At 66.6% G+C, this 22,304-nt stretch carries 22 protein-coding genes; 20 read left to right on the top strand and 2 right to left on the bottom strand.

The genetic code is table 11. From position 1 onward, the window contains the following. Window positions 1-998: MFS transporter (locus ACRDUX_RS17980; protein ID WP_526415377.1), on the top strand; the 998-nt coding region annotated here is incomplete at its 5' end. 57 nt (window positions 999-1,055) lie between these two features. Here the strand turns inward: ACRDUX_RS17980 and ACRDUX_RS17975 are convergent. Continuing rightward, window positions 1,056-1,511: an RpiB/LacA/LacB family sugar-phosphate isomerase gene (locus tag ACRDUX_RS17975; protein WP_526415376.1), complete on the bottom strand. Its 456-nt coding sequence runs from the start codon at window positions 1,509-1,511 to the stop codon at window positions 1,056-1,058. A 145-nt stretch (window positions 1,512-1,656) separates the two neighbouring features. Between ACRDUX_RS17975 and ACRDUX_RS17970 the strand changes: the two genes are divergently transcribed. Next, window positions 1,657-1,980, top strand: a complete 324-nt coding sequence (locus tag ACRDUX_RS17970) for a 2Fe-2S iron-sulfur cluster-binding protein (RefSeq protein WP_526415375.1) — start codon at window positions 1,657-1,659, stop codon at window positions 1,978-1,980. Further along, window positions 1,977-3,236, top strand: coding sequence for an NAD(P)/FAD-dependent oxidoreductase (locus tag ACRDUX_RS17965; RefSeq protein WP_526415374.1), 1,260 nt, complete (start codon window positions 1,977-1,979; stop codon window positions 3,234-3,236). Before ACRDUX_RS17970 ends, ACRDUX_RS17965 begins: the two co-directional genes overlap by 4 nt. A 5-nt stretch (window positions 3,237-3,241) precedes the next feature. On the opposite strand, the gene ACRDUX_RS17960 is transcribed toward ACRDUX_RS17965, so the two are convergent. Next, entirely contained in the window at window positions 3,242-4,189 is a 948-nt protein-coding gene (locus ACRDUX_RS17960) for a substrate-binding domain-containing protein (protein WP_526415373.1), read from the bottom strand. Between the two features lie 108 nt (window positions 4,190-4,297). On the opposite strand from ACRDUX_RS17960, the gene ACRDUX_RS17955 reads away from it, so the two are divergent. From ACRDUX_RS17955 to ACRDUX_RS17875, 17 genes are all read left to right on the top strand, one after another. Next, a complete protein-coding gene (locus ACRDUX_RS17955; protein WP_526415372.1) occupies window positions 4,298-5,422 on the top strand; it encodes a zinc-dependent alcohol dehydrogenase in 1,125 nt (374 codons plus the stop codon). A gap of 2 nt (window positions 5,423-5,424) precedes the next feature. After that, window positions 5,425-6,117 carry a 4-carboxy-4-hydroxy-2-oxoadipate aldolase/oxaloacetate decarboxylase gene (locus ACRDUX_RS17950; protein WP_526415371.1) on the top strand — a complete coding sequence of 231 codons (693 nt, stop codon included), beginning with the start codon at window positions 5,425-5,427 and terminating at the stop codon, window positions 6,115-6,117. Further along, window positions 6,114-7,133 (top strand): amidohydrolase family protein, encoded by a 1,020-nt coding sequence (locus tag ACRDUX_RS17945; protein WP_526415370.1) that lies wholly within the window; start codon window positions 6,114-6,116, stop codon window positions 7,131-7,133. Before ACRDUX_RS17950 ends, ACRDUX_RS17945 begins: the two co-directional genes overlap by 4 nt. 3 nt (window positions 7,134-7,136) lie before the next feature. Further along, a complete protein-coding gene (locus ACRDUX_RS17940) occupies window positions 7,137-8,123 on the top strand; it encodes a substrate-binding domain-containing protein (RefSeq protein WP_526415369.1) in 987 nt (328 codons plus the stop codon). A gap of 119 nt (window positions 8,124-8,242) precedes the next feature. After that, window positions 8,243-9,343: an extracellular solute-binding protein gene (locus ACRDUX_RS17935; RefSeq protein ID WP_526415368.1), complete on the top strand. Its 1,101-nt coding sequence runs from the start codon at window positions 8,243-8,245 to the stop codon at window positions 9,341-9,343. Between the two features lie 70 nt (window positions 9,344-9,413). Then, entirely contained in the window at window positions 9,414-10,481 is a 1,068-nt protein-coding gene (locus ACRDUX_RS17930) for a cupin domain-containing protein (protein ID WP_526415367.1), read from the top strand. Then, window positions 10,472-11,437 (top strand): AAA family ATPase, encoded by a 966-nt coding sequence (locus tag ACRDUX_RS17925; protein WP_526415366.1) that lies wholly within the window; start codon window positions 10,472-10,474, stop codon window positions 11,435-11,437. Before ACRDUX_RS17930 ends, ACRDUX_RS17925 begins: the two co-directional genes overlap by 10 nt. Then, window positions 11,438-12,541, top strand: a complete 1,104-nt coding sequence (locus tag ACRDUX_RS17920) for an extracellular solute-binding protein (RefSeq protein WP_526415365.1) — start codon at window positions 11,438-11,440, stop codon at window positions 12,539-12,541. A 161-nt stretch (window positions 12,542-12,702) separates the two neighbouring features. Further along, complete coding sequence (locus ACRDUX_RS17915; RefSeq protein WP_526415364.1) at window positions 12,703-13,452, top strand: dienelactone hydrolase family protein; 750 nt, start codon at window positions 12,703-12,705, stop codon at window positions 13,450-13,452. A gap of 16 nt (window positions 13,453-13,468) precedes the next feature. Further along, window positions 13,469-14,164: a cysteine hydrolase family protein gene (locus ACRDUX_RS17910; protein WP_526415363.1), complete on the top strand. Its 696-nt coding sequence runs from the start codon at window positions 13,469-13,471 to the stop codon at window positions 14,162-14,164. Window positions 14,165-14,225: 61 nt separating this feature from the next. Then, window positions 14,226-15,254: a cupin domain-containing protein gene (locus ACRDUX_RS17905; RefSeq protein ID WP_526415362.1), complete on the top strand. Its 1,029-nt coding sequence runs from the start codon at window positions 14,226-14,228 to the stop codon at window positions 15,252-15,254. A gap of 156 nt (window positions 15,255-15,410) precedes the next feature. Continuing rightward, window positions 15,411-16,508: an extracellular solute-binding protein gene (locus ACRDUX_RS17900; protein WP_526415361.1), complete on the top strand. Its 1,098-nt coding sequence runs from the start codon at window positions 15,411-15,413 to the stop codon at window positions 16,506-16,508. 55 nt (window positions 16,509-16,563) lie between these two features. Continuing rightward, window positions 16,564-18,315 (top strand): ABC transporter permease, encoded by a 1,752-nt coding sequence (locus ACRDUX_RS17895; RefSeq protein WP_526415360.1) that lies wholly within the window; start codon window positions 16,564-16,566, stop codon window positions 18,313-18,315. Window positions 18,316-18,339: 24 nt separating this feature from the next. After that, on the top strand, window positions 18,340-19,494 hold the full coding sequence (locus tag ACRDUX_RS17890; RefSeq protein ID WP_526415359.1) for an ABC transporter ATP-binding protein: 1,155 nt from the start codon (window positions 18,340-18,342) through the stop codon (window positions 19,492-19,494). Between the two features lie 6 nt (window positions 19,495-19,500). Continuing rightward, window positions 19,501-20,748, top strand: coding sequence for an MFS transporter (locus ACRDUX_RS17885; RefSeq protein WP_526415358.1), 1,248 nt, complete (start codon window positions 19,501-19,503; stop codon window positions 20,746-20,748). Window positions 20,749-20,807: 59 nt separating this feature from the next. Beyond that, window positions 20,808-21,947: a cupin domain-containing protein gene (locus ACRDUX_RS17880; protein ID WP_526415357.1), complete on the top strand. Its 1,140-nt coding sequence runs from the start codon at window positions 20,808-20,810 to the stop codon at window positions 21,945-21,947. Beyond that, on the top strand, window positions 21,944-22,304 hold a 361-nt coding region (locus ACRDUX_RS17875; protein ID WP_526415356.1), incomplete at its 3' end, for an ethanolamine ammonia-lyase reactivating factor EutA. The genes ACRDUX_RS17880 and ACRDUX_RS17875, both read left to right, overlap by 4 nt.

The raw sequence follows: 22,304 nt of genomic DNA, 5'->3' as shown, positions 1-22,304 counted from the left end.
GTGCGGCACTGGTGGCGGAGGCGTGGGCGAGCAGCAGGCACCGGGCCAAGGCCAGTGGAGTGATGATGTCCGGGTTGGCGTTCGGTGCGCTGTTGGCCGCCGTCGCGTACAACTTCGTCGGTCACCTGGGGTGGCGGTGGACCATGGCGCTCGGACTCATCCCGGCACTGCTGGTGCTCTTCATCCGGCGCAACGTGCACGAGCCGGAGTCCATGGCCGCGGTGAAGGCCGCCAGGGCCAGACGCCGTACCGAACGCGCCGCGGGCGCCCCCAAACAGGGCGCCGACCGGTTCGTCCTGACCCAGCTGTTCACCCCTCCGATGCTGAAGACGACGGTGGCGTGCACCCTGATCTGTGTAGGCGCGCTGTTCGCCTTCTGGGGCGTGAGCACGTGGACGCCGCAGAACATCCGCGCCGTCGTCGCCGGCGACGGCCTGAGTGACGCGGCGGTGGTCACCGCCGTCGCATGGGGTACTGCAATGCTGAACATCGGCGGCATAATTGGCTACGCCACTTGGGGTTTCATCGCCGACAAGATCGGCAGGAAGAACACGTTCGTGATGAGCCTGGTGATCGGGCTCGGCGCGGTGTGCGTGCTCTACCCGTTCGCCGACTCCTACGCCATGTACATGTGGTTGCTGCCCGTGGTCGGGTTCGGGGTCTTCGGGGTGCTATCGGGCACGGCGGTGTACTTCCCAGAGGTGTTCGGCCCGTCGGTACGGGCGTCGGCGATGGCGGTCACCAACAGCATCGGCCGGTTGTTCACGGCCGCAGGCCCACTCGTCGCTGGGGCGATCGCGACGGGGTGGTTCGACGGCAGTATCGGCATGGCGACCACGGTCATCTCCGCGCTGATGGTGATCGCGTTCATCGGCCTGGCGATGCTGCCCGAGACCCACGGGCGCTTCCTACATGCCGAGGCCGAACGGGATTCCGCAGGAGGCGCACCACGAGTGGCATCGGCGGCGGACGTCGAGCCTCGGCGGCTTCCGCAGTAGGCGCTCGCCGTGGCGCAGCGGCAACAGGACCCGGTCACCAGGGTCGGGGCGAGGTACTCACGTCAGTGACTCGCCCCGCTCCAGTGCGGCGATCTGGTCGAGCCTGAGCTGATGGCGTCCACCCTTGAACCGGGTGCTCAGCCACACCTCGAGGATGCGCGTCGCCAGGTCGGGAGCGACCACCTTGGCTCCCATCACCAGGACGTTGGCGTCGTTGTGCGCCCGTGCGATCTCGGCGGTGAAGACGCAGTGGCACAGCGCCGCCCGGATGCCGGGGACCTTGTTGGCGGCGATCTGCTCGCCACATCCAGAGCCCCCGACGATCAGGCCGAAGTCGGCGTGCCCGCCGGTGACCCGGGAGGCGACGTCGGCACACAAGGGCGGGTAGTCGACGATCCCGGAGCCTGGGTGCACACCGCGATCGGCGACATCGTGGCTGCGCTGCGCGAGCCATGCCGTCAGGTGGTCCTTCATCGCAAGGGCGTTGTGGTCGGCGGCGATCGCGATGCGCATCTGCCCCTCCTCGAGCGGTCGTGGAAGCGAACCTAGCATGGTATGACAGCAGACCATAAGGCCAATACCCGTCTTGGGCGTAGGGCTTGAGGTAAGGCCGTGATCAACGCTAAGGTCCAATGGTAATACCAACAAGGGGAGACGCATGCCGAAGGTCATCTTCATCGCCCTCGACGGAACCGAACGCGCCGTGGACGCGATGCTCGGCGAGTCGGTCATGGCCGCCGCTGTGCGCAATGGGGTTCCGGGCATCACCGGCGAATGCGGCGGCAACTGCAGCTGCGCCACCTGCCACGTCTACGTCGACGATGACTTCACCGCAGCCGTCGGGGGAGCAGGCGACATGGAGGACGATCTACTCGATCTGGGAGTCGCGGCCGACCGGCGGGACACCAGCCGGCTGTCTTGCCAGATTCCACTCACCGAGGATCTCGACGGCCTGGTGGTGCGCGTTCCGGAGGAGCAGTGAACGCGCAGGCAGGCACGCTGATCGTCGGCGCCAGCCAAGCCGGTCTGCAACTGGCCGTGTCCCTGCGCGGTACGGGTCACACGTCGCCGATCACCCTGATCGGCGAGGAACCGCACGTTCCCTACCAGCGACCGCCGCTGTCGAAGGCGTTTCTGAAGGGCGACACCGCTCTCGAGCAGCTGTGGCTACGCACGCCGGAGGTTCTCGCGAACCTGGATGTCGACCTGGTCACGGGAGAGCGCGTCGACCGGCTCGCGCTCGAGGCGGGCGGGCCGTCGGGATTCGCGCGCACCGCCAGTGGGCGCGAGTTCAGCTTCGACAGGTTGGCGCTGACCGTCGGCGCGCGCCCACGCCGGCTGACGGTGCCCGGCGCGGACCGTGACGGAGTCACCTATCTGCGCACCGCTGACGACGCGACGACGCTGCGGGCGTTGCAGTGCGACGCCGAGTCGGTGGTGGTGATCGGCGGTGGCTTCATCGGCCTCGAAGCGGCGGCAGTGGCTCGCGCGCAAGGCAAGTCGGTCACCGTGCTGGAAGCCTCCCACCGACTGATCGGGCGTGCGGTGGCGCCGGTGGTTTCGGAGTTCTACCGCGCCGCCCACACCCGCCGGGGTGTCGACGTGCGCCTTGATGCGCAGGTGGTCTCGCTCGGCGGCAGCGGCAACAGGGTCGGCGCGGTGCAACTCTCCGACGGCAGCCGGATCCCCGCCGACGTCGTGATCGTGGGAATCGGTGTCGAGCCGTGTATCGAGCTGGCTCGGCAACTGAACTTGGAGACCTCCGGTGGCATCGTGGTCGACGCATTCGCGCGCACCAGCAATCCGACCGTCGTCGCCGCGGGAGACTGCACGGTGCAACCCAATCCGTTGACCGGCCTGGGCCTGGTGCGGCTGGAATCGGTGCAGAACGCCATCAGCCAGGCCAAGGCGGCCGCGGCGACCGTGTCGGGACGGCGCGAGCCGACCGACCCGGTGCCCTGGTTCTGGTCCGATCAGTACGATCTCAAGCTTCAAATCGCGGGCCTCTCGGTCGGGCACGATCACTGCGTGGCGCGCGGCGACGTCGACGCGGAGAGTTTCTCGGTGCTCTACTACCGCGACGGCAAGCTGTTGGCCGCTGATTCGGTCAACGCCCCCGGCGACTACATGGCGGTACGCAAGGCGCTCGCGCAGGGCGCCACGATCTCCCCAGAAGCGGCGGCGAACCCGGCGGTCGCGCTGCGGGACCTGATCGTCGCGCACGCCGTTGGCGCCTGAGCAGCTCAGGCGATCCTGGCCGCGGTGGCAGGCGCGAACATCTCGTCGACCTCGACCGAGCTGGTCAGAATGTGCTGCGAGAGTGCGTATCCGATGATCTCTTCGAGCATCGCCCGGTTTGGCTCGACGCCGTAGGGCAGGGGGTCGGCGCCAGTGGCCTGCAGCACCCTGGCATACCTGCGGTCCATCGCCGTGGACACCTCCCCGGCCCGAAGCCGGTCCACGTAGCGACGCTTGGCCTCGGCGAATGCATCGAACAGGGCCGACGCCGCCTCCGGATGTCGTCGTAGGACGGCGTCCTTGACGACGGTGAGGTGGTTGATCGGGTAGAAGTCACGCTGGCGCAGCGCCGTCAGCGCCGCCTCCTCTGGGTCGTCGATCAGCGGGGCGACGTCGGGGTGTTCGACGTCCACCCCGATGACTGCGTCGATCTCCCCTTCGACGAGCAAGGCGGCCAGGTCCGTACCCGGGCGGGCGGGTTCGGTGTTGTCCGGGGGCAGGTAGGTCTGGACGTGCTCGTCGCCGGAGAGCACCCAGGTGACGCGCTCGAGGTCCACGCCGTACTCGCCGGCCAGGATGCCCCTGGCCCAGACCCCCGTGGTGACGGTGTATCCGCGGTTCACCCCGACGCGGCGGCCCTCCAGGTCGCGCGGCGTGCTGATGCCCGACTTGGTGTTGTAGCGGATCGCGCCGTGATGAAAGCCGCGCATCAGGAAGACCGGAAGCGCGGTGAAGGCGACGCCGTGCTCACGTGCGGCGAGGTAGGTCGTCACCGACATCTCGCACACGTCGAACTCCAGTGTGCGCACCATCCTGCGGAATCCGTCGATCAAGACGGGTACGTCCTGAATGGCCAGCGAGAAGCCGGCGGGTTCGATGGTGCCCTCGATGAGCGGTTGGGTCGCGCCCTGCGCGCGGATGACGGTACTCAATACGCGGTCCTGCTCGGACATTTCGGTCTCCCGTCCTCTGGTGGCATCGATTGACCCGATGGTATATTGGCATGACCATAATGCCAACGGTTCGCGTTTCCGGTCCGATGAGTCCCCAAGGGGTGACAGATGGTTGAAAGTGTCCTCGCCGCGGTGCGGACGGCGCCGAGTACGACCGAGCTGCGTGCGCTTCCGATGCCTGAATTATCGGATGACGCAGCGCTGTTGAAGGTCGAGGTCGCGGGAATCTGCGGTACGGACGTCAAGATGTATCGCACGCCGCCATTCGAGGGGCCAGTGATCATGGGACACGAGAACGTCGGCACCATCGCCGCCGCGGGTGCGAGGTTCAGGCAATTGCACGGCGTCGCCGAGGGCGACCGCGTCTTCGTGGAGCACTACGTGGGTTGCTACAACTGCGAATGGTGCCGCATCGGCGAGTACCGCCACTGTGAGGCGACGGACTGGCGGACCAACGCCGACGCCCGCAGGTACGGCTACACGTCCTCCGAGCACCAGGGCACCCTGTGGGGCGGCTTCTCGCAGTACATGTACCTGCCGTGGAATGCGGTGCTGCACAAGGTGCCCGACGGTGTCACCGCCGAGCTCGCCGGGCTCGTCACACCCCTGTCCAATGGCATCGAATGGGCGTTGCTCGCCGCCGGAGTGGGTTACGCCGACACCGTCCTGATCGAGGGCCCCGGCCAGCAGGGCCTGGCTCAAGTGGTGGCCTGCAAGCAGGCGGGCGCATCGAAGATCTTCATCACCGGAACGACCCGCGACCGGGCCCGGCTGGACCTCGCTCTCGATCTCGGCGCCGACGAAGCGATCGACGTCGAGCGCGAGGATCCCCATCTACGGGTCATGGACGCCACCGGGGGCAGGGGAGTGGACTTCGTACTCGACTGCACCTCGCGAGCCGGCACCAAACCCGTGCTGCTCGGCATCGACGTCCTCAAGCGGCGCGAGGGCACCCTGCTGATCCAGGGCGAGCTCGCCGCCTTCCCCGACTTCCCCATCAAGCGGCTCACGGAGAAGGCCATCACGATCAAGAGCGCAAGGGGCCACAGCTACCGGGCCTGCGAACTGGCACTGCAGCAGTTGTCCTCCGGCCGGTTCCCGCTGCAGCGACTCAGCACCCACCAGTTCGGCTTGGACCAGGTGGACCACGCGATCCGGGCGCTGGCAGGCGACACCGACGAAGAGGGCGTCATCCACATCTCGTTGATGCCGTGGCTGGGAAGGGACTCCTGAGAATGTCCATCGTCGTACGAAACCCACGCCGGGCCGATCCGGCCATCCGCGACGGGCTCGGCGCGTTCGGCGTCGCGACCATTCACGAGGCTCAGGGTCGCGCCGGCCTTCTCGACCCCTACATCACGCCCATCTACACCGGGGCGCGAGTGTGCGGGACGGCCGTCACGGTCAGCGTGCCGCCCGACGACAACTGGATGATCCACGTCGCCGTGGAGCAGTGCGGGGTGGGTGACGTTCTGGTCGTCGCCACCGAAACCCCCTCGCAGCACGGCTACTTCGGCGAACTTCTGGCTACCGCGCTGGCCGCCCGCGGCGTGCGCGGACTGGTGATCGACGCCGGCTGCCGCGACGTTGCCGAGCTGACCACGATGCAGTTTCCGGTCTGGTCCAAGTGCGTATCCGCACAGGGCACCGTCAAGAAGCGACTCGGGTCGGTCAACGTGGCGGTTACGTGCGCAGGCGCCACGGTCGAACCCGGCGACGTGGTGGTCGGTGACGACGACGGCGTCGTGGTCGTGCCGCGGGCCGACGCGCCGAACGTGCTCGCCGCGGCCCGGCTCCGGGAGGAGCGGGAGGCCCGGACCAGGGAACGCTATCGGCGCGGTGAGCTCAGCCTCGACGTCCACGACATGCGCGCCGACCTCGCAGGCCTCGGGCTGCGGTACGTCGACTACGAGGACGCCGGCCGGTGATCATCGACGTCCACGGTCACTACACCACCGCCCCGCAGGCGCATCAGGGTTTCCGCGACGCGCAATTGGCCGCCCTTGGCGATCCGGGCCGCCAGCCACCCAGTGCCGCCCACATCGGCGACGACGAGATTCGCGACAGCGTCGAACACCACCAGCTGCGGATCATGCGCGAGCGGGGAATCGATCTGATGATGTTGTCGCCGAAGGCATCCGGGATGGAACATCACGTACCCGACCAGCCGACGGCCACCGCGTGGGCTGCGGCATCCAACGATCTGGTGCACCGCGTCGCGCGGCTGTATCCGGACGCCTTCGTCCCGGTGGCCCAGCTGCCGCAGACTCCCGGCGGCGACCTGGGCCCGGTGCTCGCCGAACTGCGCCGGTGCGTCGAGGAGCTCGGCTTCGTCGGTTGCAACGTCAACCCCGACCCCACCGGTGGTTACTGGACGACCCCGCCGATGACCGACCCGTACTGGTATCCGCTCTACGAGGTGATGGTGGAGCTCGACGTGCCGGCCATGGTGCACGTCTCGGCGTCGTGCAACCCGAACTTCCACACCCTGGGTGCGCACTACCTCAACGCCGACACGAGCGTGTTCATGCAGTTGATCTGCCACGACCTGTTCGACCAGTTCCCGGCGCTGACCTTCGTGATCCCGCACGGCGGCGGGGCGGTGCCCTATCACTGGGGCCGGTACCGCGGCCTTGCGGCGCGCCTTGGCCGGCCCGATCCGGCTGACCTGCTGCGCAACGTCTTCTTCGACACCTGCGTCTACCATCAGCCCGGAATTGATCTGTTGCACAGGGTGATTCCCCTCGAGAGCATCCTGTTCGCCTCGGAGATGCTGGGTGCGGTCCGTGGCGCCGACCCGGACACGGGTGTCGCGTGGGACGACACGTTGGCCTACGTCGAAGAACTCCGACTCGATGACTCCGACCGGCGAGCGGTCCTGGAGTGCAACGCCCGCAGGGCTTACCCGCGGCTGGACCGGCGGTTGACCGCCAAGAAGGGCTGATCGATGGCGCGGTTGCACCTGACCCTCGCGTGCGGCGACTACGACCGAACCCGCGCACTGGAGGACGGCAGTGTGCGCGCCGACGGCATCGACCTGACCTACCTGCGGCTGCCGGTCGAGGAGACGTTCTTCCGCATGCTGCGGCACCGCGAATTCGACGTTGCGGAGATGTCGCTGTCGACCTACGCCGCCACCTTGGACCAGGACCCGCGACCGTTCGTCGCGTTGCCGGTGTTCACCTCCCGGATGTTCCGGCACGGCGGAATCTACGTCAACGTCGACGCAGGCATCGCCACGCCGGCCGATCTGGTGGGCAAGTGTGTCGGCGCACCGGAACTCCAATTGACCGCGGGCGTGTGGATCAGGGGCATTCTGGCCGAACACCACGGCGTGCCAATCGATTCGGTGACGTACTACACGGGAGGGCAGGAAACGCCTGGGCGGATCGAGAAGGGCGTGGTGGACACCGGTCTCGACGTCCGCCCGATCCCAGTGGGCACCACGCTGTCGGCGATGTTGGCGGCCGGCGAGATCGATGCATTGCACACCCCGCGGGTGCCCAGTCCATTCCGTGACCGCGACCCACGGGTCAAGCGGTTGTTCGACGACGTCGTCACCGTCGAGAAGAAGTATTTCGCGGCGACCGGCATCTTCCCGATCATGCACGTCGTGGTGCTCCGAAGGGAGATCTACGAACGGCACCGCTGGGTGGCGCAATCGCTGTACAAGGCGTTTCTGACCGCGCACGAGCAAGCCTACGCACGGATCTACGACTCGTCGGCGCTGCGATTCATGGAACCGTGGCTGATCCAGCACCTCGAAGAGGCCCGCCAACTGCTCGGTACGGACTACTGGTCCTACGGGCTCGCCGCCAACGAGGACGCGCTCGGGGTCTTCCTGCGCTATCACCACGAGCAGGGATTGTCGCGCCGCCGCCACCTGCCCGCCGAGCTGTTCGCCGCCGAGACCGCCGAGGCGTTCGTCATCTGAGGTCCGGACGTCCGGGCCGTCGGCGCCAAAACCCTTCACAACCGCCGTCGAACATGATACAAATCACACCATAGGTATAAATGTCAGTCCATTGAACACCGAATGATGAGGTGTGTGCCATGACGAAGCGGTCGGCCATCCACGTCGTACTCGCCCTGGTCCTGCTGCTCGCGGCATGCGGCAACCCGACCGTCGACAACGCCGGTGCCGCGGCGCCGGGTTCGTCTGCGGCGCAACAGGTCTACGACCAGATCAACGGATTGTCCGGCGATCAGCGCACTCAGACGCTGCGCGACTTGGCCACCAAGGACGGACAACTCGCGCTCTACACCTCGAACACCGACATCGAAGACGTCGTGAAGGCGTTCGAGGACAAGTACAAGATCAAGGTCCAGACCTACCGGGCCAACTCCGAGACCGTGCTGCAGCGGGTACTGCAGGAGTCCAGTGCGCGGTACCAGGGTGCTGATCTCATCGAGACGAACGCCGGCGAACTCAACGCGCTGCAACAGCAGCAGCTGCTCTATCCCTATACCGGAGAACTGCGCGACAAGGTCCGCCCAGAGGGCCGCAAGGACGGCTGGACCGCGGACCGCTTCAATGCCTTCGTGGTCGGCTGGAACACCAACAAGGTCGCGCCGGGATCCGAACCGAAGTCACTCAAGGAGCTGGCCGGGCCGCAGTGGAAGGGCCGCGTCGGGCTGGAGATCGGCGATGTCGACTGGTACGCCGCGATGCACGACTACTACACCAAGCAGGGAATGTCGGACGCCGACGTGACGAGCCTCTTCCACAGCCTGGCCGCCAACGCCAAGATCGCCAAGGGGCACACCGTGATGGGTGAGCTTCTGGCCGCTGGCCAATTCGACACCGCGGTCTCGATCTACTCACACACCGTCGACAACGCCGCGGCGAAGGGCGCGCCGGTGGCGTGGAAGACCGCTGGCAAGCCCATCGAGCCGGTTGTCCTGCGGCCCAACGGCGCCGGGCTGATGAAGTCGGCGAAGCACCCGGCGGCGGCCATGTTGTTCCTGGACTTCCTGCTCACCGACGGACAGGCCGTGATCGCCGGGGCGAACCGCATCGGCGCGATCCCCACCGCCGAGGACCCACTGGCCGGAGTCGAGACCACCTCGGTTCCCGAAGAAGAGTTGCTCAACAACGCCAAGCAGTGGAGCGACGCCTACAAGCGCATCACCGATTCCGGCGGCCAGTCCTGACTCCGCGGTCGCGTCGCACCGAGTGACTGGCCAGACCCACAGCTGATCGACCCAGCCGAAAGGACCGTGCATGGCATCGCGCACCACCACCACCGTCTCGCACTACCACGTGCAGAAGAAGCGCAGGGCAGACTTCATCGAACAGTGGCGCGGCTACCAGAAGACGGTGGTCCGCCGGGAGGACGCGGTCCTTGCCGAGACCGGTCGCGGCACCCGTGTCGGGGTGTACGTGGGCGCAGACGGTGACCGCCCGACTCGCTCGATGGATGCCCTCGTGCACGAGATCGACCCAGGGGTCACCTCGACCATCCACCGCCATTCGTGGGACGCCATGGTCCTGGTCGTGGCCGGACACGGCTGGACCGAGATCGACGGGCAGCGAATCGACTGGGGCCCAGGCGATTCGCTGCACCTGCCGGCGTGGTCGTGGCACCGCTGCGGCAACGACGGCACCACCGTCGCGCGCTACGTGTCGTTCTCCAGTGAACCGCTGCTCGAGACCATGGGGATGGCCGTGCTCGAGGACGCCGGCGCCACGCCCGTCGCCGAACTTCCCCCTCGGCCCGGCTTCTCCGCGGAGGCATCCGGGGACGACCCCTACGCCCGTCGGACGCGCAGGCTCGCCCGTGATCAGAACGCGCGACGGTCGGGCCGACTGCACACCGACTGGGACGGACTGGAGCTCCTGCCAACACCCCGCGGCACCCGCACCACGTTCCTGCTGGACCGCGCCATCGGCTATCAAGCATCCGGCATCTCGATGGCGATGTTCGAACTCGGGCCGGGTCGGGGTCAATCGATGCACCGCCACGCCGGGGAAGCGTGGCTGTACGTCCTCGAGGGCTCCGGACACAGCTACCTGGGCACCGAACCCGAGGGTGGAATCGAACACCCCTGGCAGAAGGGCGATCTCATCGTCGTCGACCACTTCCTGTGGCACCAGCACTTCAACGACGATCCGCAGCGGACCGCGAAGGTGGTGCGGATCCACATGTTCGACAGCCTGCTCGACACGATGCGGGTGCTGATGGATCCCATGGTGCTCTTCGAGGAGCCACCCGAGCACATCCGCGATGCGCAGGCCGGCGACATCACCACGATCGACTGGCCGGAAGTCATCAGGCCGACGTGGCCGTGACCCCCGTCGCACTGCCACCCGGCGTGCTGTCGGTCCACGCCCTGCCCGCCGATCATCACGACGGGCCGTGGGATCACATCCTGACCCCGCCCGGCGTGAAGGACCGACTGCTCAACCACGCGCTGCTGACGCTGCTGCACGGCCCCGCGCTGGCGAGGATGGCGGGGCTGCCGCACGGCCTGATCATCCTGTCGGGGCCACCGGGAACCGGCAAGACCACGCTGGCCAGGGGTCTGGCGCAGGCCGCGGCGCGGGCGGTCGCACCGCACGGCGCAACGACCTACGTCGAGATCGACCCGCACGCGTTCCCCAGCGAGATGCTCGGCGAGAGCCAACGCAACATCACGCTGCTGATGACCGACACCATCCCCGAACTCGCCGCCCGACGACCGCATACCATCGTCCTCGTCGACGAGGTGGAGAGCTTTGCGGTGCGGCGCAGCAGCGCGTCGTTCGCCAGCAACCCGGTCGACGTGCACCGGGCCACGGACGCGCTGCTCGCAGGCATCGACGCGGTGGCCGCGGGAGCCCCGAGGGTGGTCTTCGTGGCCACGACCAACTTCGTCGAGGCCGTCGACGAGGCGTTCCTGTCCAGGGCGGATCTCGCCGTGGCGCTATCGCTGCCCGACGCCACGACGATCGCGCGGATCATTCGGCACAGCCTGGTGGAGCTGGCCATGGTCTGGCCGGGTGTCGCCGCCCTGGCCGATGACGACGGTCTGCACGCGAAGCTGGCGGCGTCGTGCGGTGGGTGGGACGGGCGACGGGTCCGCAAACTCGTCCTGTCCGCGATGACGTTGCGTCAAGAAGTGACTCGCGACCCGAACCGGTTGACCGTGGACGACCTGATGGCCGCCGTGACCGACGTCGATGACGCCGGCCAACAGGCTGGCGACGTCTCATCGCCGATTGTTCTCTGCGGCAAGGAAGATCGACAAGGAGGAGGCGCCGAGTAGATGCATCTGCGGCAACCCGCCGGACTGGTCAGGCTGTTGGCCGCGTTGGGACTCGCGGCCGCGCTGGCCGGATGCGGCAGCCCACCCGGGGCTGGCATCGATGCCAACCACGACGGTCCCGCACCGGCCGAGCAGCCCTGGGACGGACTGTCCGGGACAGCGAGGGAGAACGCACTCCTCGGCGCGGCCAAACGCGAGGGCGATCTCACCGTGTACTCGGCATTCAACGACGAGCAGGCGATGGCGGACGCCTTCAGCAAGAAATACGGCATCAGAGTCAATGTCTACAACGCCAATTCCGAGACCGTTCTGCAGCGGGTCGTCCAGGAAGCCACAGCGAAGAAGCTCGGCAACGATCTGCTCGTCGCGCCCGCCACCGACATGGCGGCGATGCAATCGCGTGGGCTGTTGGGCGATTACAGCTCGCCGTACCGGGACCTGATGCCGGACGCCGGGAAGTCCGCTGGATGGACGGGCGTGCGCCGACTGGCGTTCGTCGCCGGCTGGAACACCGGCAACGTCTCGCCCGACCAACTTCCCACGGACTACGCCGGGTTCACCGATCCGAAGTGGCATGGTCGAATTAGCATGGAATACAGCGACATCGACTGGTATGCAACTCTTTCCCGCTACTACCAGCAACGCGGCATGGCACCCAGCGACGTCACGGGGATGTTTCAGAGGATCGCCAGAAACTCCAAGACCGCGAAGGGGCATACCGTCCAGGCCGAGCTACTCGCGGCGGGCCAGTTCGACGTGGCTCTGTCGGTCTACACGCAGAGCATCGGCAGGCTGACCGACAAGGGAGCATCGGTCTCCTACGGCGCAGGAACCGGCCACATCGTCAGTCCGGTGGTGGTGCGGTACGACGCCGGTGGCGTCATGCGGGGCACCCATCATCAGGCGGGGGCGACGCTCTACCTCGACTTCCAGCTCAGTCCGGACGGTGCGGCAGTCGATAAGAAGCTGCGAGCGCTCCCTCCGCTGCCCACTGCCGACGATCCGCTGGCGGATGTCGACGTGGTTGATCTCGACGTCGCGGACTTCGTCGCGCATCGGAGCGAGATAGCAGATGAATACAACCGACTGATGGCGGGATCCTAGAATGTCACGCCGCTAGCCGAAAGAAAGGTAGAAACCCTCGAATGTGCATGGAGCCCAAAGGTATCCCGCCACTGCAGGCCGCCGAAAGACGGGGGCCGGCTGGCCGAATTCCGCCGGACGAGCTGACTGCGTTCGGACCCGTCTCGTACGGGTGGGTTGCCGTGCCGGACAGCCTCGACTCGTGCGTGCCCACTCCCGTCGTCATCGTGTGCCACGAGCGCTACGGGGTGGTGCAGCACACGGTCGAACTGACCGAGAAGTTCGCCGCGCTCGGATTCATCGCCGTGGCACCGGACTTCTATGCCGACATGGACCTCTCCGGCGAGCACGAGCGTCTCCCGGACATCGGTGACGCCGCGGCGCTCCGGCACCTCGACGCCGCAATCGCATACGCCCGCAACTTGGGTCCCCGCGTCGGTAACGCACCCGTCGCCGTCGTCGGTATCTGTCGAACGGGGAGCTACGGGATCTTGGCAAGCGCCATGCGGGAAGACATCGCTGCCGTGGTCATGCTCTATGGCGGGGCACAGCCACGCGAATACGAAATCGGCGACCTGCGCGCGACGCCGTACGCGGAACTGATCCGTGCAGGCGCGGCGCCGGTGCTCGGGATCTGGGGGGAGAAGGACCACACGATGTCGGTCAGGGACGTCCGTCGGGTCCGCGACTTGCTCGAAGACGCTCGCCGCAGCTATGAGTTCGTGATGTACCCGGATTTGCCGCACGGATGGCTCAACGACACCATGCCAGGGCGGTTTCGTGCGGCACAGGCGCGCGAAACCTTCGAGCTGATCGTGTCCTGGCTGCACTCGACGTTCGCTGCCGCAATGGGAGCGCCCGCGGTTTCGTGGCGGTTCACGTCAACCATCGCTCCCGACTACGACTTCGCCAGCAACAACCGTCAGTACTGAGGCAGGAACCACGACCATGAGTGATCGCAACCAATTTCCAATGATTCACTACGACTTTCGCCGCACCGGCCTCGTCGTCTTCGACATGCTCAACGCCTATCGGGAGCCGATCGAGGCGGCGGGTTCGATAGGTCCGACGCAATGGCTGATCCGCGCCTGCCGCGCGGTCGGCGTCCCCATCTTCTACGCCCGCGCCGACCACCGCGCCGACGGCGCCGACTTCGCGCGAACGTTGGCCGACACCGACAGCCGGTTCCGGCCATGGGGGCCTGAGAACCCCTACCGCACCGTCCCGCCCTACGCGTCCGGCTCGGCGGGCTTGACGGTCCTCGACGAGATCGCACCCCAGCCCGGCGACTACGACGTCCCGAAGCACCGCTGGTCGGCATTTCACGGCACCCATCTGGAACTGTCGCTCCGCAGTCGCGACATCGACACGATCGTGCTAGTAGGTGGGTCGGTGCACGTAGGGATCGCCGCAACTGCCTACGAGGCCCGTGACAAGGACTTTCAGATCACGGTCGTACCGGAGTGCTGCCATGGCTTTCCCGAGCAGCGCGAATTCTTCATGACGAACGTCTTTCCGCGGATGTGCAACGTCCGCTCCCTCGACGAGGTAATCATGGGATTGAGGCCGCAACGCGGCAATCCGCCGACTCAGGTGTTGCCGGAGGTAGGGCGTCACGCGTCAGCTACTGGACACGCGTTGTGACGTGGCTTACGATTCCAATGGTCTAACCATTAGTACAAGGAACACGTCGAAGGAGAACAGCATGGGCAAGAAGGGCCGCGTATTCGTCCGCGGACTGACCTCGGAGACGTACGGCCTTGGCGACTTCCGACGCCAGCAGCTTGGCGTCGAGCGCGTCCGGGATGACGCCTTCGTCGTCGATGATGCCAAGGTCGGTCATTCCGGCGACAGTGAGCAGTCGCGCACCTGGTGGCGGATCGGCCCCGGCGACGAGGACTTCCTCACCCAGACGATTCAGGTGCACTTCGTCGAACTGCCGCCCGAGTCCTCCAACCACGGCCACGGTCACCAGAACGAGGCCGCGTTCTACATTCTCGAGGGCCGCGGGTACGAGATCCACGACGACCAGCGCTACGACTGGTCGGCCGACGACCTGGTGTTCGTGCACACCGACTCGGTACACCGGCACTTCAATCCCTACGACGAGAAGGCCTTGGCCCTGGTCGTCAAGGCCAAGTGCACGTGGATGTTCATGGGCCTGATCCAGCAGGGTCGCAGCGGCCCGGTACAGAACGAGGAGACGTTCGGTCCGCGCGAGGACTGGTCGAACATCTGGACGCCCGGCGTGCTGGACCGCAAGAAGGTCATCAGCCCGTCCGACACCGTCTGGGAGCAGACTCCGCTCGGCCGGGTGCGGACGATCGCCTCGCCGGAGCGCACCGACGCCAGGATCTTCAGCATCGACGCCTTCGAGCTGGAGGTTCCCGCGGGAGGTCACTCCGGCAAGTACTGGAAGATGGCCGACGAGGTCTACTACGTGCTCTCCGGCGGCGGTTACGCGCTGCAGTGGGAGGTCGAGGCCGAGATAGCCGAGAAGTACTACGCCCGAATCGCATTGGAGCCGAAGCGATTCGACGTCAAGCAGGGTGACACGCTGTACGTCCCACAGAACCACGTGTGCCAGATCTTCGCCGCCGACGGCACGCCGCTGCGGTTGTTCAATGCGCAGAACCGGGTGTTCAAGCACCTCGGTTACGACGGGGTGCACTACTTCGAGCCGGCGTCGGACACGGCCGAACAGATCGGCGAGTTGGCTCACACCTCTCGCTAGCGAGTCCGCTGGTACTGCGGCCCGGCGGCGCACCACGGGCCACCGAGTCGCAGTGCCAGCGCCAGTAAGTCCAGTAATCCGCGGTCCGCTCCGGCGGCCACAGCCCAGAGACCGGCGCTACGGCACCGGCGTCCACGACCAGACAGGACCCGAGGCATGACATTTCGATTCGGCCGACTCGCCACCGCCGTCGCCGTCACCGCAGCGCTGGTGTCGTGCGGCGCCCCTCCGACGGCCCCCGTCGCAAGTTCGGGGGCCGCGACGTCGAAGTTCGAACAGTACGAAGCGCTCAGGGGACAGGAGCGCCGGGACCGACTGGTGGCCGACGCCAAGCCGGAAGGTCAACTCACGCTGTACACGTCGATGACCAGTGACGTCGCCGACGCCGTCGCCAAGGCATTCACCGACAAGTTCGGCATCAAGATCAACCTGTACCGCGCTGCCTCCGAGACCGTGCTGCAGCGCCTCCTGCAGGAGGCGAGCGCCAACCATCCCGGGGCCGACGTGGTGGAGACCGATGCGCTGGAGATGGCCGCGTTGAACAAGGAGCATCTGGCCGCTCCCTACGCCGGTGAGCGCCGCGACAAGGTCGGAGCCGAAGGGCAGTTCGAGAACTGGACCGCCAGCCGCTACAACCTGTTCGCGCCGAGCTGGAACACCGTGAAGGTACCGGCCGGCGCCCAGCCCACCAGCTGGGAAGCTCTCGCCGACCCGAAGTGGAACGGCCAGGTGGCCCTTGAGCTGTCGGACTACGACTGGTACCTGACGCTCTACGGGTACTGGCAGCAGCACGGCAAGAGCACCAGCGAGATCGACGGGCTCTTCGCCGACATCGCCAATGGGGCCAAGGTGGTCAAGGGGCACACGGTGATGGGTGAATTGCTCTCCGCCGGACAGTTTTCGGTGGCCGCCTCCAATTACACCTACCTGGTGCAACGCGGCGCCGACAAGGGCGCACCGGTGGCCTACCAGCCGTTCGTGCAGCCGGTGATCGCCCGACCCCAGGGTGTCGCACTGATGAAGTCGGCACCGCATCCCGCCGCAGCATTGCTGTTCGAGGACTGGCTGCTCACCGAGGGGCAGCAGGTCTTCGTGGACCTGGGCTTGACGCCGTCCATCGAGCCAGAAGGGCTCAAGGACCCGCTCGAGGGCGTCGAGGTGATCCCAGTCGACGTCAACAAGCTGTTGAACGAACAGAAGCAGTGGAGCGACCGTTACGACGCGTTGCTCGAGAAGGCCGATCAGGTCAAATGACCAGGTCCGCACCCAGCTGCCCGATGGCCGAAACCCCAGTCCCCGAGGTGAACACATGACGACTACCGCGCCACCACTGCAACGGACGCCCCAGCCGTCGGCCGACCCCGGGCCCGCGCAGCCCGCCCGGTGGCGACGCTACCTGCCGACACCGAAGTTCCTCACGCTCGGCGTGGTGACGCTGATCATCGCGTATCTGGCGATCGTGCCGCTCTACTACCTGTTCTGGGGCACGTTCTTCGACGAAGCGGGGTTGACCTTCGCCGGCTTCGAGCGTGCCTACGGCAACGATCAGATCTTCGGCCTGGTGAAGAACTCCCTGGTGTTCGCGGTGGGCGCCGCGGCGGTGTCGCTGGTGATGGGCACCGCGCTGGCATACCTCAACGTGCGCACCGACGTGCCGTTCAAGGCGTTGTTCTTCGCCGCGTCGATCATCCCGCTCGTGATCCCAGGGATCCTGTACACGATCGCCTGGATCCTGTTGGGCAGCCCAGACATCGGGTTGATCAACCACTATCTGGAGCCGATCTTCGGACGCGCGGTGATCGATGTGTTCAGCATCTGGGGGATGATCTGGGTCGAGGGACTGCAGCTGTCTCCGATCGTGTTCCTGCTGATGGTGGCGTCGTTCCGGGCCATGGACCCCTCGCTCGAGGAGTCGGCGTTGATGTCGGGGGCCAGCCGATGGACGGTGTTCCGCAAGGTCACCGTCCCCTTGGCCCGTCCGGCGATCGTCGCCGCGATCCTGATCATGGTGGTGCGCAGCCTGGAGAGCTTCGAAGTACCCGCACTGTTGGGCCTGCAGAACGGCATCTACGTCTTCACCAGCCGGATCTACTTCGTGCTTCGCGACTATCCGCCAGATCTGTCGGCGGCGGGGGCGTTGGCCATCGGTCTGCTGGTGATCGCGATCATCGGCGTGGTGATCTCCAACTACGCGGGACGGGCCAGCAAGAACTATCAGACGGTGACCGGGAAGGGGTTCCGGCCCCGCCCAATGGAACTCGGCAAGTGGCGGCCCGTCGCGGGCGTGCTGATCATCGGGTACTTCGTACTGACCGTGATCGCGCCGCTGCTGGTGTTGCTGTACACCTCGCTGCTGAAGTTCTACGCGCCGCCGTCGAGGGACACCTTCTCGACCATGACGCTGGACAACTACCGGCAACTCCTGCACATGGACAGTGCGCTCACCGCGCTGAAGAACTCCCTGATCCTCGGGGTGTCCTCCGCGACGCTGGTGATGGCGCTGATGGCGGTCGCGGCCTGGATCGTGGTGCGATCCCAGATCCGCGGGCGGAAGGTCTTGGACGGACTTGCCTTCCTGCCGTTGGTCGTGCCGGGTCTGGTGATGGGCCTGGCGCTGAGCTTCGTCTATCTGCGGAGCCCGATTCCGATCTACGGGACGTTGTTCATCCTGCTGATCTCCTACTGCACGCGCTACCTCCCGTATGGGATGCGCTATGCGGTCACGTCGATGCAGCAGATCTCCAACGAGCTCGAGGAGTCCGCCTTGGTCAACGGCGCGAGTTGGTGGCAGACGTTCCGGCGGGTGCTACTGCCGCTGCTGATGCCGGGCATCGTGGCGGGCTGGATCTACATCCTGGTGGTCTCGTTCCGCGAGCTGTCGAGTTCGATCCTGCTGTACAGCCCGGGCAACGAGGTGCTGTCCATCCTGATCTTCGAGCAGTTCGAGAACGGCCAGTTCACCGTGTTGTCCGCGCTGGGCGTGGTGATGGTGCTGACGCTCGTCGTCCTGGTCACCGTCGCCTACAAACTGGGGGCCAAGGTCGGCCTCAAACAGGGTTGATTTCGGGTCTGGAAAGGAACCGACGTGTTGGAAGTTCAGAACTTGATCAAGTCCTTCGACGGAGAGCGGCAGAAACGCCGTCGTGGCGCAGCACATTCCAACGACGATGGTGCGCGGGTGTTCGCCGTCAACGACATCAGCTTCGAGGTCAAGCCGGGTGAGCTGTTCACCCTGCTGGGGCCGTCGGGCTGCGGGAAGTCGACCACGCTGCGCTCGATCGCCGGTCTGGAGAGGCCGGATTCGGGCGTCGTCTCGGTCGGCGGCAACGTCTTGTTCGCTGCCGGTCCCGGCGCGGAGAAGAAGGTGAACGTGCCTGCCAACAAGCGGGGGCTGGGGATGGTGTTCCAGTCCTACGCGATCTGGCCGCACATGACGGTCTTCGAGAACGTCGCGTTCCCGTTGCGCGTCTGCCCCCGTCGACAGCGTCCCGGCAAGCGGGAGATCACCGAACGGGTGCACCGGGTGCTCGAGACGATGGAGCTGCTCAAGTACGCCGACCGCCAGGCCACCAAACTCTCCGGCGGTCAGCAGCAGCGGTTGGCCCTGGCGCGGGCGATCGTGATCGAGCCGTCGCTGCTGCTGCTCGACGAGCCGCTGTCGAACTTGGACGCCAAACTCCGGGAGTCACTGCGCTTCGAACTCAAGCGTCTGCAGCGCGAATTGGGCATCACCTCGATCTACGTGACCCACGACCAGATCGAGGCGTTGTCGCTGTCGTCGCAAATCGCGGTGATCCGTGAGGGTGTCGTGGTGCAGCAGGGCAAGCCACGCGAGATCTACCAGAGCCCGCAGAGCAAGTTCGTCGCGGAGTTCATCGGCACGTCGAACTTCATCGACGGCACCGTCGCGTCGTGCGACGGCGACACCCACGTGGTGGAGACCCGCGACGGACGACTGACGCTGCAGTCGAGCGCGCACGTCATGCCGGGCACCGAGGTCGTGGTGTCTATCCGTCCCGAGGCGGTGATGCTGACCACCGAGCGCCCGCAAGGGGCGGTGAACGCGTGGGAGGGCGTCGTCACCACGCGCGCGTTCCTCGGCGACGCGGTCGATCACGTCGTGGCGATCGGCAAGCGCGACGTCCGGGCCCGATGTCTGCCGCACATCTCACATGCGCCGGGGACGGCGGTCTACATGCAGATGGACCCGGGCAAGCTGGCGCTCGTTCCGGTCGACTGATCGCGGGTGCGCGTCCCGGCCGTCCTGACCAGCCGCGACTTCAACCTGTATTGGGCAGGTGTCGTCTTCTCCCAGATCGGCACCCGCGGAACGGTTGCGGCGAATCTCTACCACGTCTACCAACTGACCGGATCGATCGCGGTGACCGGGCTCGTCGGTGCTGCGCAGGCGATTGCGCTGCTGCTGCTCAGCCCCCTGGGCGGGGTGCTGGCCGACCGCTGGGACCGCAGGCGGTTGCTGCAGTACTCCCAGACGGTCGCCATGGTCGTCGCCGCGGCGCTGGCGGTGACGACGCTGACCGGTCACGTCACTGCCTGGGAGGTGCTGGCGTCGGTGGTCTTCACCACCGCGGCGGCCACGTTCGACCAGCCGGCACGCCAGGCGCTCATCCCCGCGCTGGTGCCGCGCGATCGGTTGCCGCAGGCGTTCGCGCTGATCAACCCGTCGCGGGAGGTCGCCGTGTTGGCGGGCCCGACGTTGGCCGGCGTGTTGATCGGGGTCGGCGGGCCGGGACTGATGTACGCAGTGGACGCGGTCACCTACGCCGCACTGGTGGTGATCCTGCAGACGTTGCGGGTCGCCCGCCTCGACGGTGCGGGCACGGCGACCTCGCTGTGGCAGCAGCTGACCGACGGCGCCCGGTTCGTCCGGCACCGCAGGATCATCTGGATGCTGATGTCGCTGGACGCGTCCGCAACGCTGTTCGGCGCCTACCGGGTCGTGCTTCCTGCCTTGTGCGCCAACGTCTTCGGCGTTGGACCGCAGGGCTATGGGATACTGGCCGCCGCGCCGTCGGCGGGTGCGCTGCTGGCCACCTATGCCGTCTTCTCGGTGGTGGGCCGCACGCGGCGGCTTGGCCGGGTGCTGGTGGGGTCGACCGCGCTCTACGGGATGGCGAACGTCGCGCTGGCCCAGGCGCACGTGTTCTGGATCGCGGTGCTCGCAGGCAGCCTGATCGGGGCGTTCGACGCGATGGCGACCACCATCCGCCAGGCCGCAGTGCAACTGGAGACTCCCGACGAACTACGAGGCCGGGTGTCGGCCCTCTATCAGATGTCCTCCCGCGGCGGCCCCGCACTTGGCGACACCCTCATCGGTGCCGTGGCAGGCGTGCTCGGGCCGGTCACTGCGCTGACCGTCGGTGGTGCGGTCGCGGCGGCGTATGCGTGCGCCTTCCTCACCGGACCGAATCCGGTGCGCGAGTACCGCGGAGTGGCCGACGAGCCCGTCCCCAAATCCGGGGGCGGGTCTTGACAGCACCGTCCTCATTGGTAATACCATTAGGTCAAAAGATACGGCGATGGAGGATGCGCGTGGCCAAGGATGCAATCGTTTCGGACGACCTGGCGAAGAAGTTCGCCACCGAGAAGGACTCGCCGTACGTGCGATGGGTCCGCAGCGAGGGTCTCGACATCATCGATGCGCACTACGTCGCCGACCTGAACACCGTCGAGCTCAAGCCGTGGGCCCGTCGGGCAGGCCGGGGCGTCTTCATCAACCACGAGGCCTCGCGGACGTCCAACGACTGCTACGTGTGCGAGATCCCCGCAGGCCAGGAACTGACACCACAGCGCCAGCTGTTCGAGGAGATGATCCTGGTGCTCTCCGGGCACGGGTCGACGTCGGTGTGGAACGACGAAGGCAAGCGGGTCACCTTCGAGTGGGGGCCCGGTGCGATGTTCGCGATTCCGCTCAACACCTGGCATCAGCACTTCAACGGTTCAGGCACTCGCGCGGCCCGTTTCGTCTCATCGACGAACATGCCGCCGGTGATGAACCTGTACGACGAGGCGCAGTTCGTGTTCGAGACCGCCCACGACTTCGTCGGGCGTTTCGCCGGCGAAGCGGACTACTTCGCGCCCAAGGACGAGCAGGACGGCCTGCTTCTGAAGACGAACTTCGTCGCCAACGCGGTGGACCTGCCGCTGGTGTCGGCCAAGGAGCGTGGGGCGGGCGGCGCGCACATCCGCTTCTCCATGGCCAAGGGCTCGATGAACAGCCACCTTTCGCAGTTCGCCCCCGCCACCTACAAGAAGGGCCATCGTCACGGTCCCGGCGCGCACGTCATCATCCTCACCGGGGAGGGCTTCAGCCTGATGTGGCCCGAGGGTGAGGAGCCGCGCCGCTACGAGTGGAAGCCTGGCACGCTGATCGTGCCGCCCAACATGTGGTTCCATCAGCACTTCAACACCGGCGCCGAGCCGGCCCGGTACCTCGCCTTCAAGCACGAGGCGGTGTCCATCCGCAACGCCCAGGGCGTGCCGAAGGCGTGGATCAGCCGCCGCATCGGTGGTGATCAGATCGACTACGCCGACGAATCATCCCTGGTGCGAGACACGTTCGCCAAGGCGCTCGCCGAGAACGGGCTGGCGCCCCGGATGGAGGAGGCCTACGCGGCCGAACTGGCGGATCTGCCGCCGAAGCTGGACGCCCCGGTGCCGTCGCCGGCATGAGTCACGACCCCGATCACGACCACCCTGGCGAGTCCGAGCAGCTGCTGGAAGACAACCCCATCTGGCAGCAGGACAACGTCACGTTGTACAGCGTCGGCGTCGACATCGGAAGCTCGGGGACGCAAGTGGCGTTCTCCCGGCTTCGATTGCGCAGGCGCGGTGAGGATTTGACCAGCCGATACGTGGTCGTCGCTCGCGACACGCTCTTCGAGTCGGAAGTCGCGCTCACCCCGTACACCGACGATCTGCAGATCGACGCCGTGGCGTTGGGCCGGATGCTGGACACGGCCTACGCCGACGCTCGACGCACACCGGAGGACGTCGACACCGGGGTGGTCATCCTGACCGGTGAGGCGT

This window comes from Mycobacterium sp., from assembly GCF_050701675.1.
GTDB lineage: Bacteria > Actinomycetota > Actinomycetes > Mycobacteriales > Mycobacteriaceae > Mycobacterium.
The sequence above is the reverse complement of the archived record's forward strand: the minus strand, read 5'-3'. Positions and strand labels throughout refer to the sequence as shown.

Coding starts and splice junctions, on each gene's coding strand:
- ACRDUX_RS17930 (WP_526415367.1), top strand. CDS start 9,414: ATGGCATCGCGCACCACCACCACCGTCTCGCACTACCACGTGCAGAAG.
- ACRDUX_RS17895 (WP_526415360.1), top strand. CDS start 16,564: ATGACGACTACCGCGCCACCACTGCAACGGACGCCCCAGCCGTCGGCC.
- ACRDUX_RS17910 (WP_526415363.1), top strand. CDS start 13,469: ATGAGTGATCGCAACCAATTTCCAATGATTCACTACGACTTTCGCCGC.
- ACRDUX_RS17955 (WP_526415372.1), top strand. CDS start 4,298: ATGGTTGAAAGTGTCCTCGCCGCGGTGCGGACGGCGCCGAGTACGACC.
- ACRDUX_RS17900 (WP_526415361.1), top strand. CDS start 15,411: ATGACATTTCGATTCGGCCGACTCGCCACCGCCGTCGCCGTCACCGCA.
- ACRDUX_RS17970 (WP_526415375.1), top strand. CDS start 1,657: ATGCCGAAGGTCATCTTCATCGCCCTCGACGGAACCGAACGCGCCGTG.
- ACRDUX_RS17950 (WP_526415371.1), top strand. CDS start 5,425: ATGTCCATCGTCGTACGAAACCCACGCCGGGCCGATCCGGCCATCCGC.
- ACRDUX_RS17935 (WP_526415368.1), top strand. CDS start 8,243: ATGACGAAGCGGTCGGCCATCCACGTCGTACTCGCCCTGGTCCTGCTG.
- ACRDUX_RS17960 (WP_526415373.1), bottom strand. CDS start 4,189: ATGTCCGAGCAGGACCGCGTATTGAGTACCGTCATCCGCGCGCAGGGC.
- ACRDUX_RS17905 (WP_526415362.1), top strand. CDS start 14,226: ATGGGCAAGAAGGGCCGCGTATTCGTCCGCGGACTGACCTCGGAGACG.
- ACRDUX_RS17975 (WP_526415376.1), bottom strand. CDS start 1,511: ATGCGCATCGCGATCGCCGCCGACCACAACGCCCTTGCGATGAAGGAC.
- ACRDUX_RS17920 (WP_526415365.1), top strand. CDS start 11,438: ATGCATCTGCGGCAACCCGCCGGACTGGTCAGGCTGTTGGCCGCGTTG.
- ACRDUX_RS17940 (WP_526415369.1), top strand. CDS start 7,137: ATGGCGCGGTTGCACCTGACCCTCGCGTGCGGCGACTACGACCGAACC.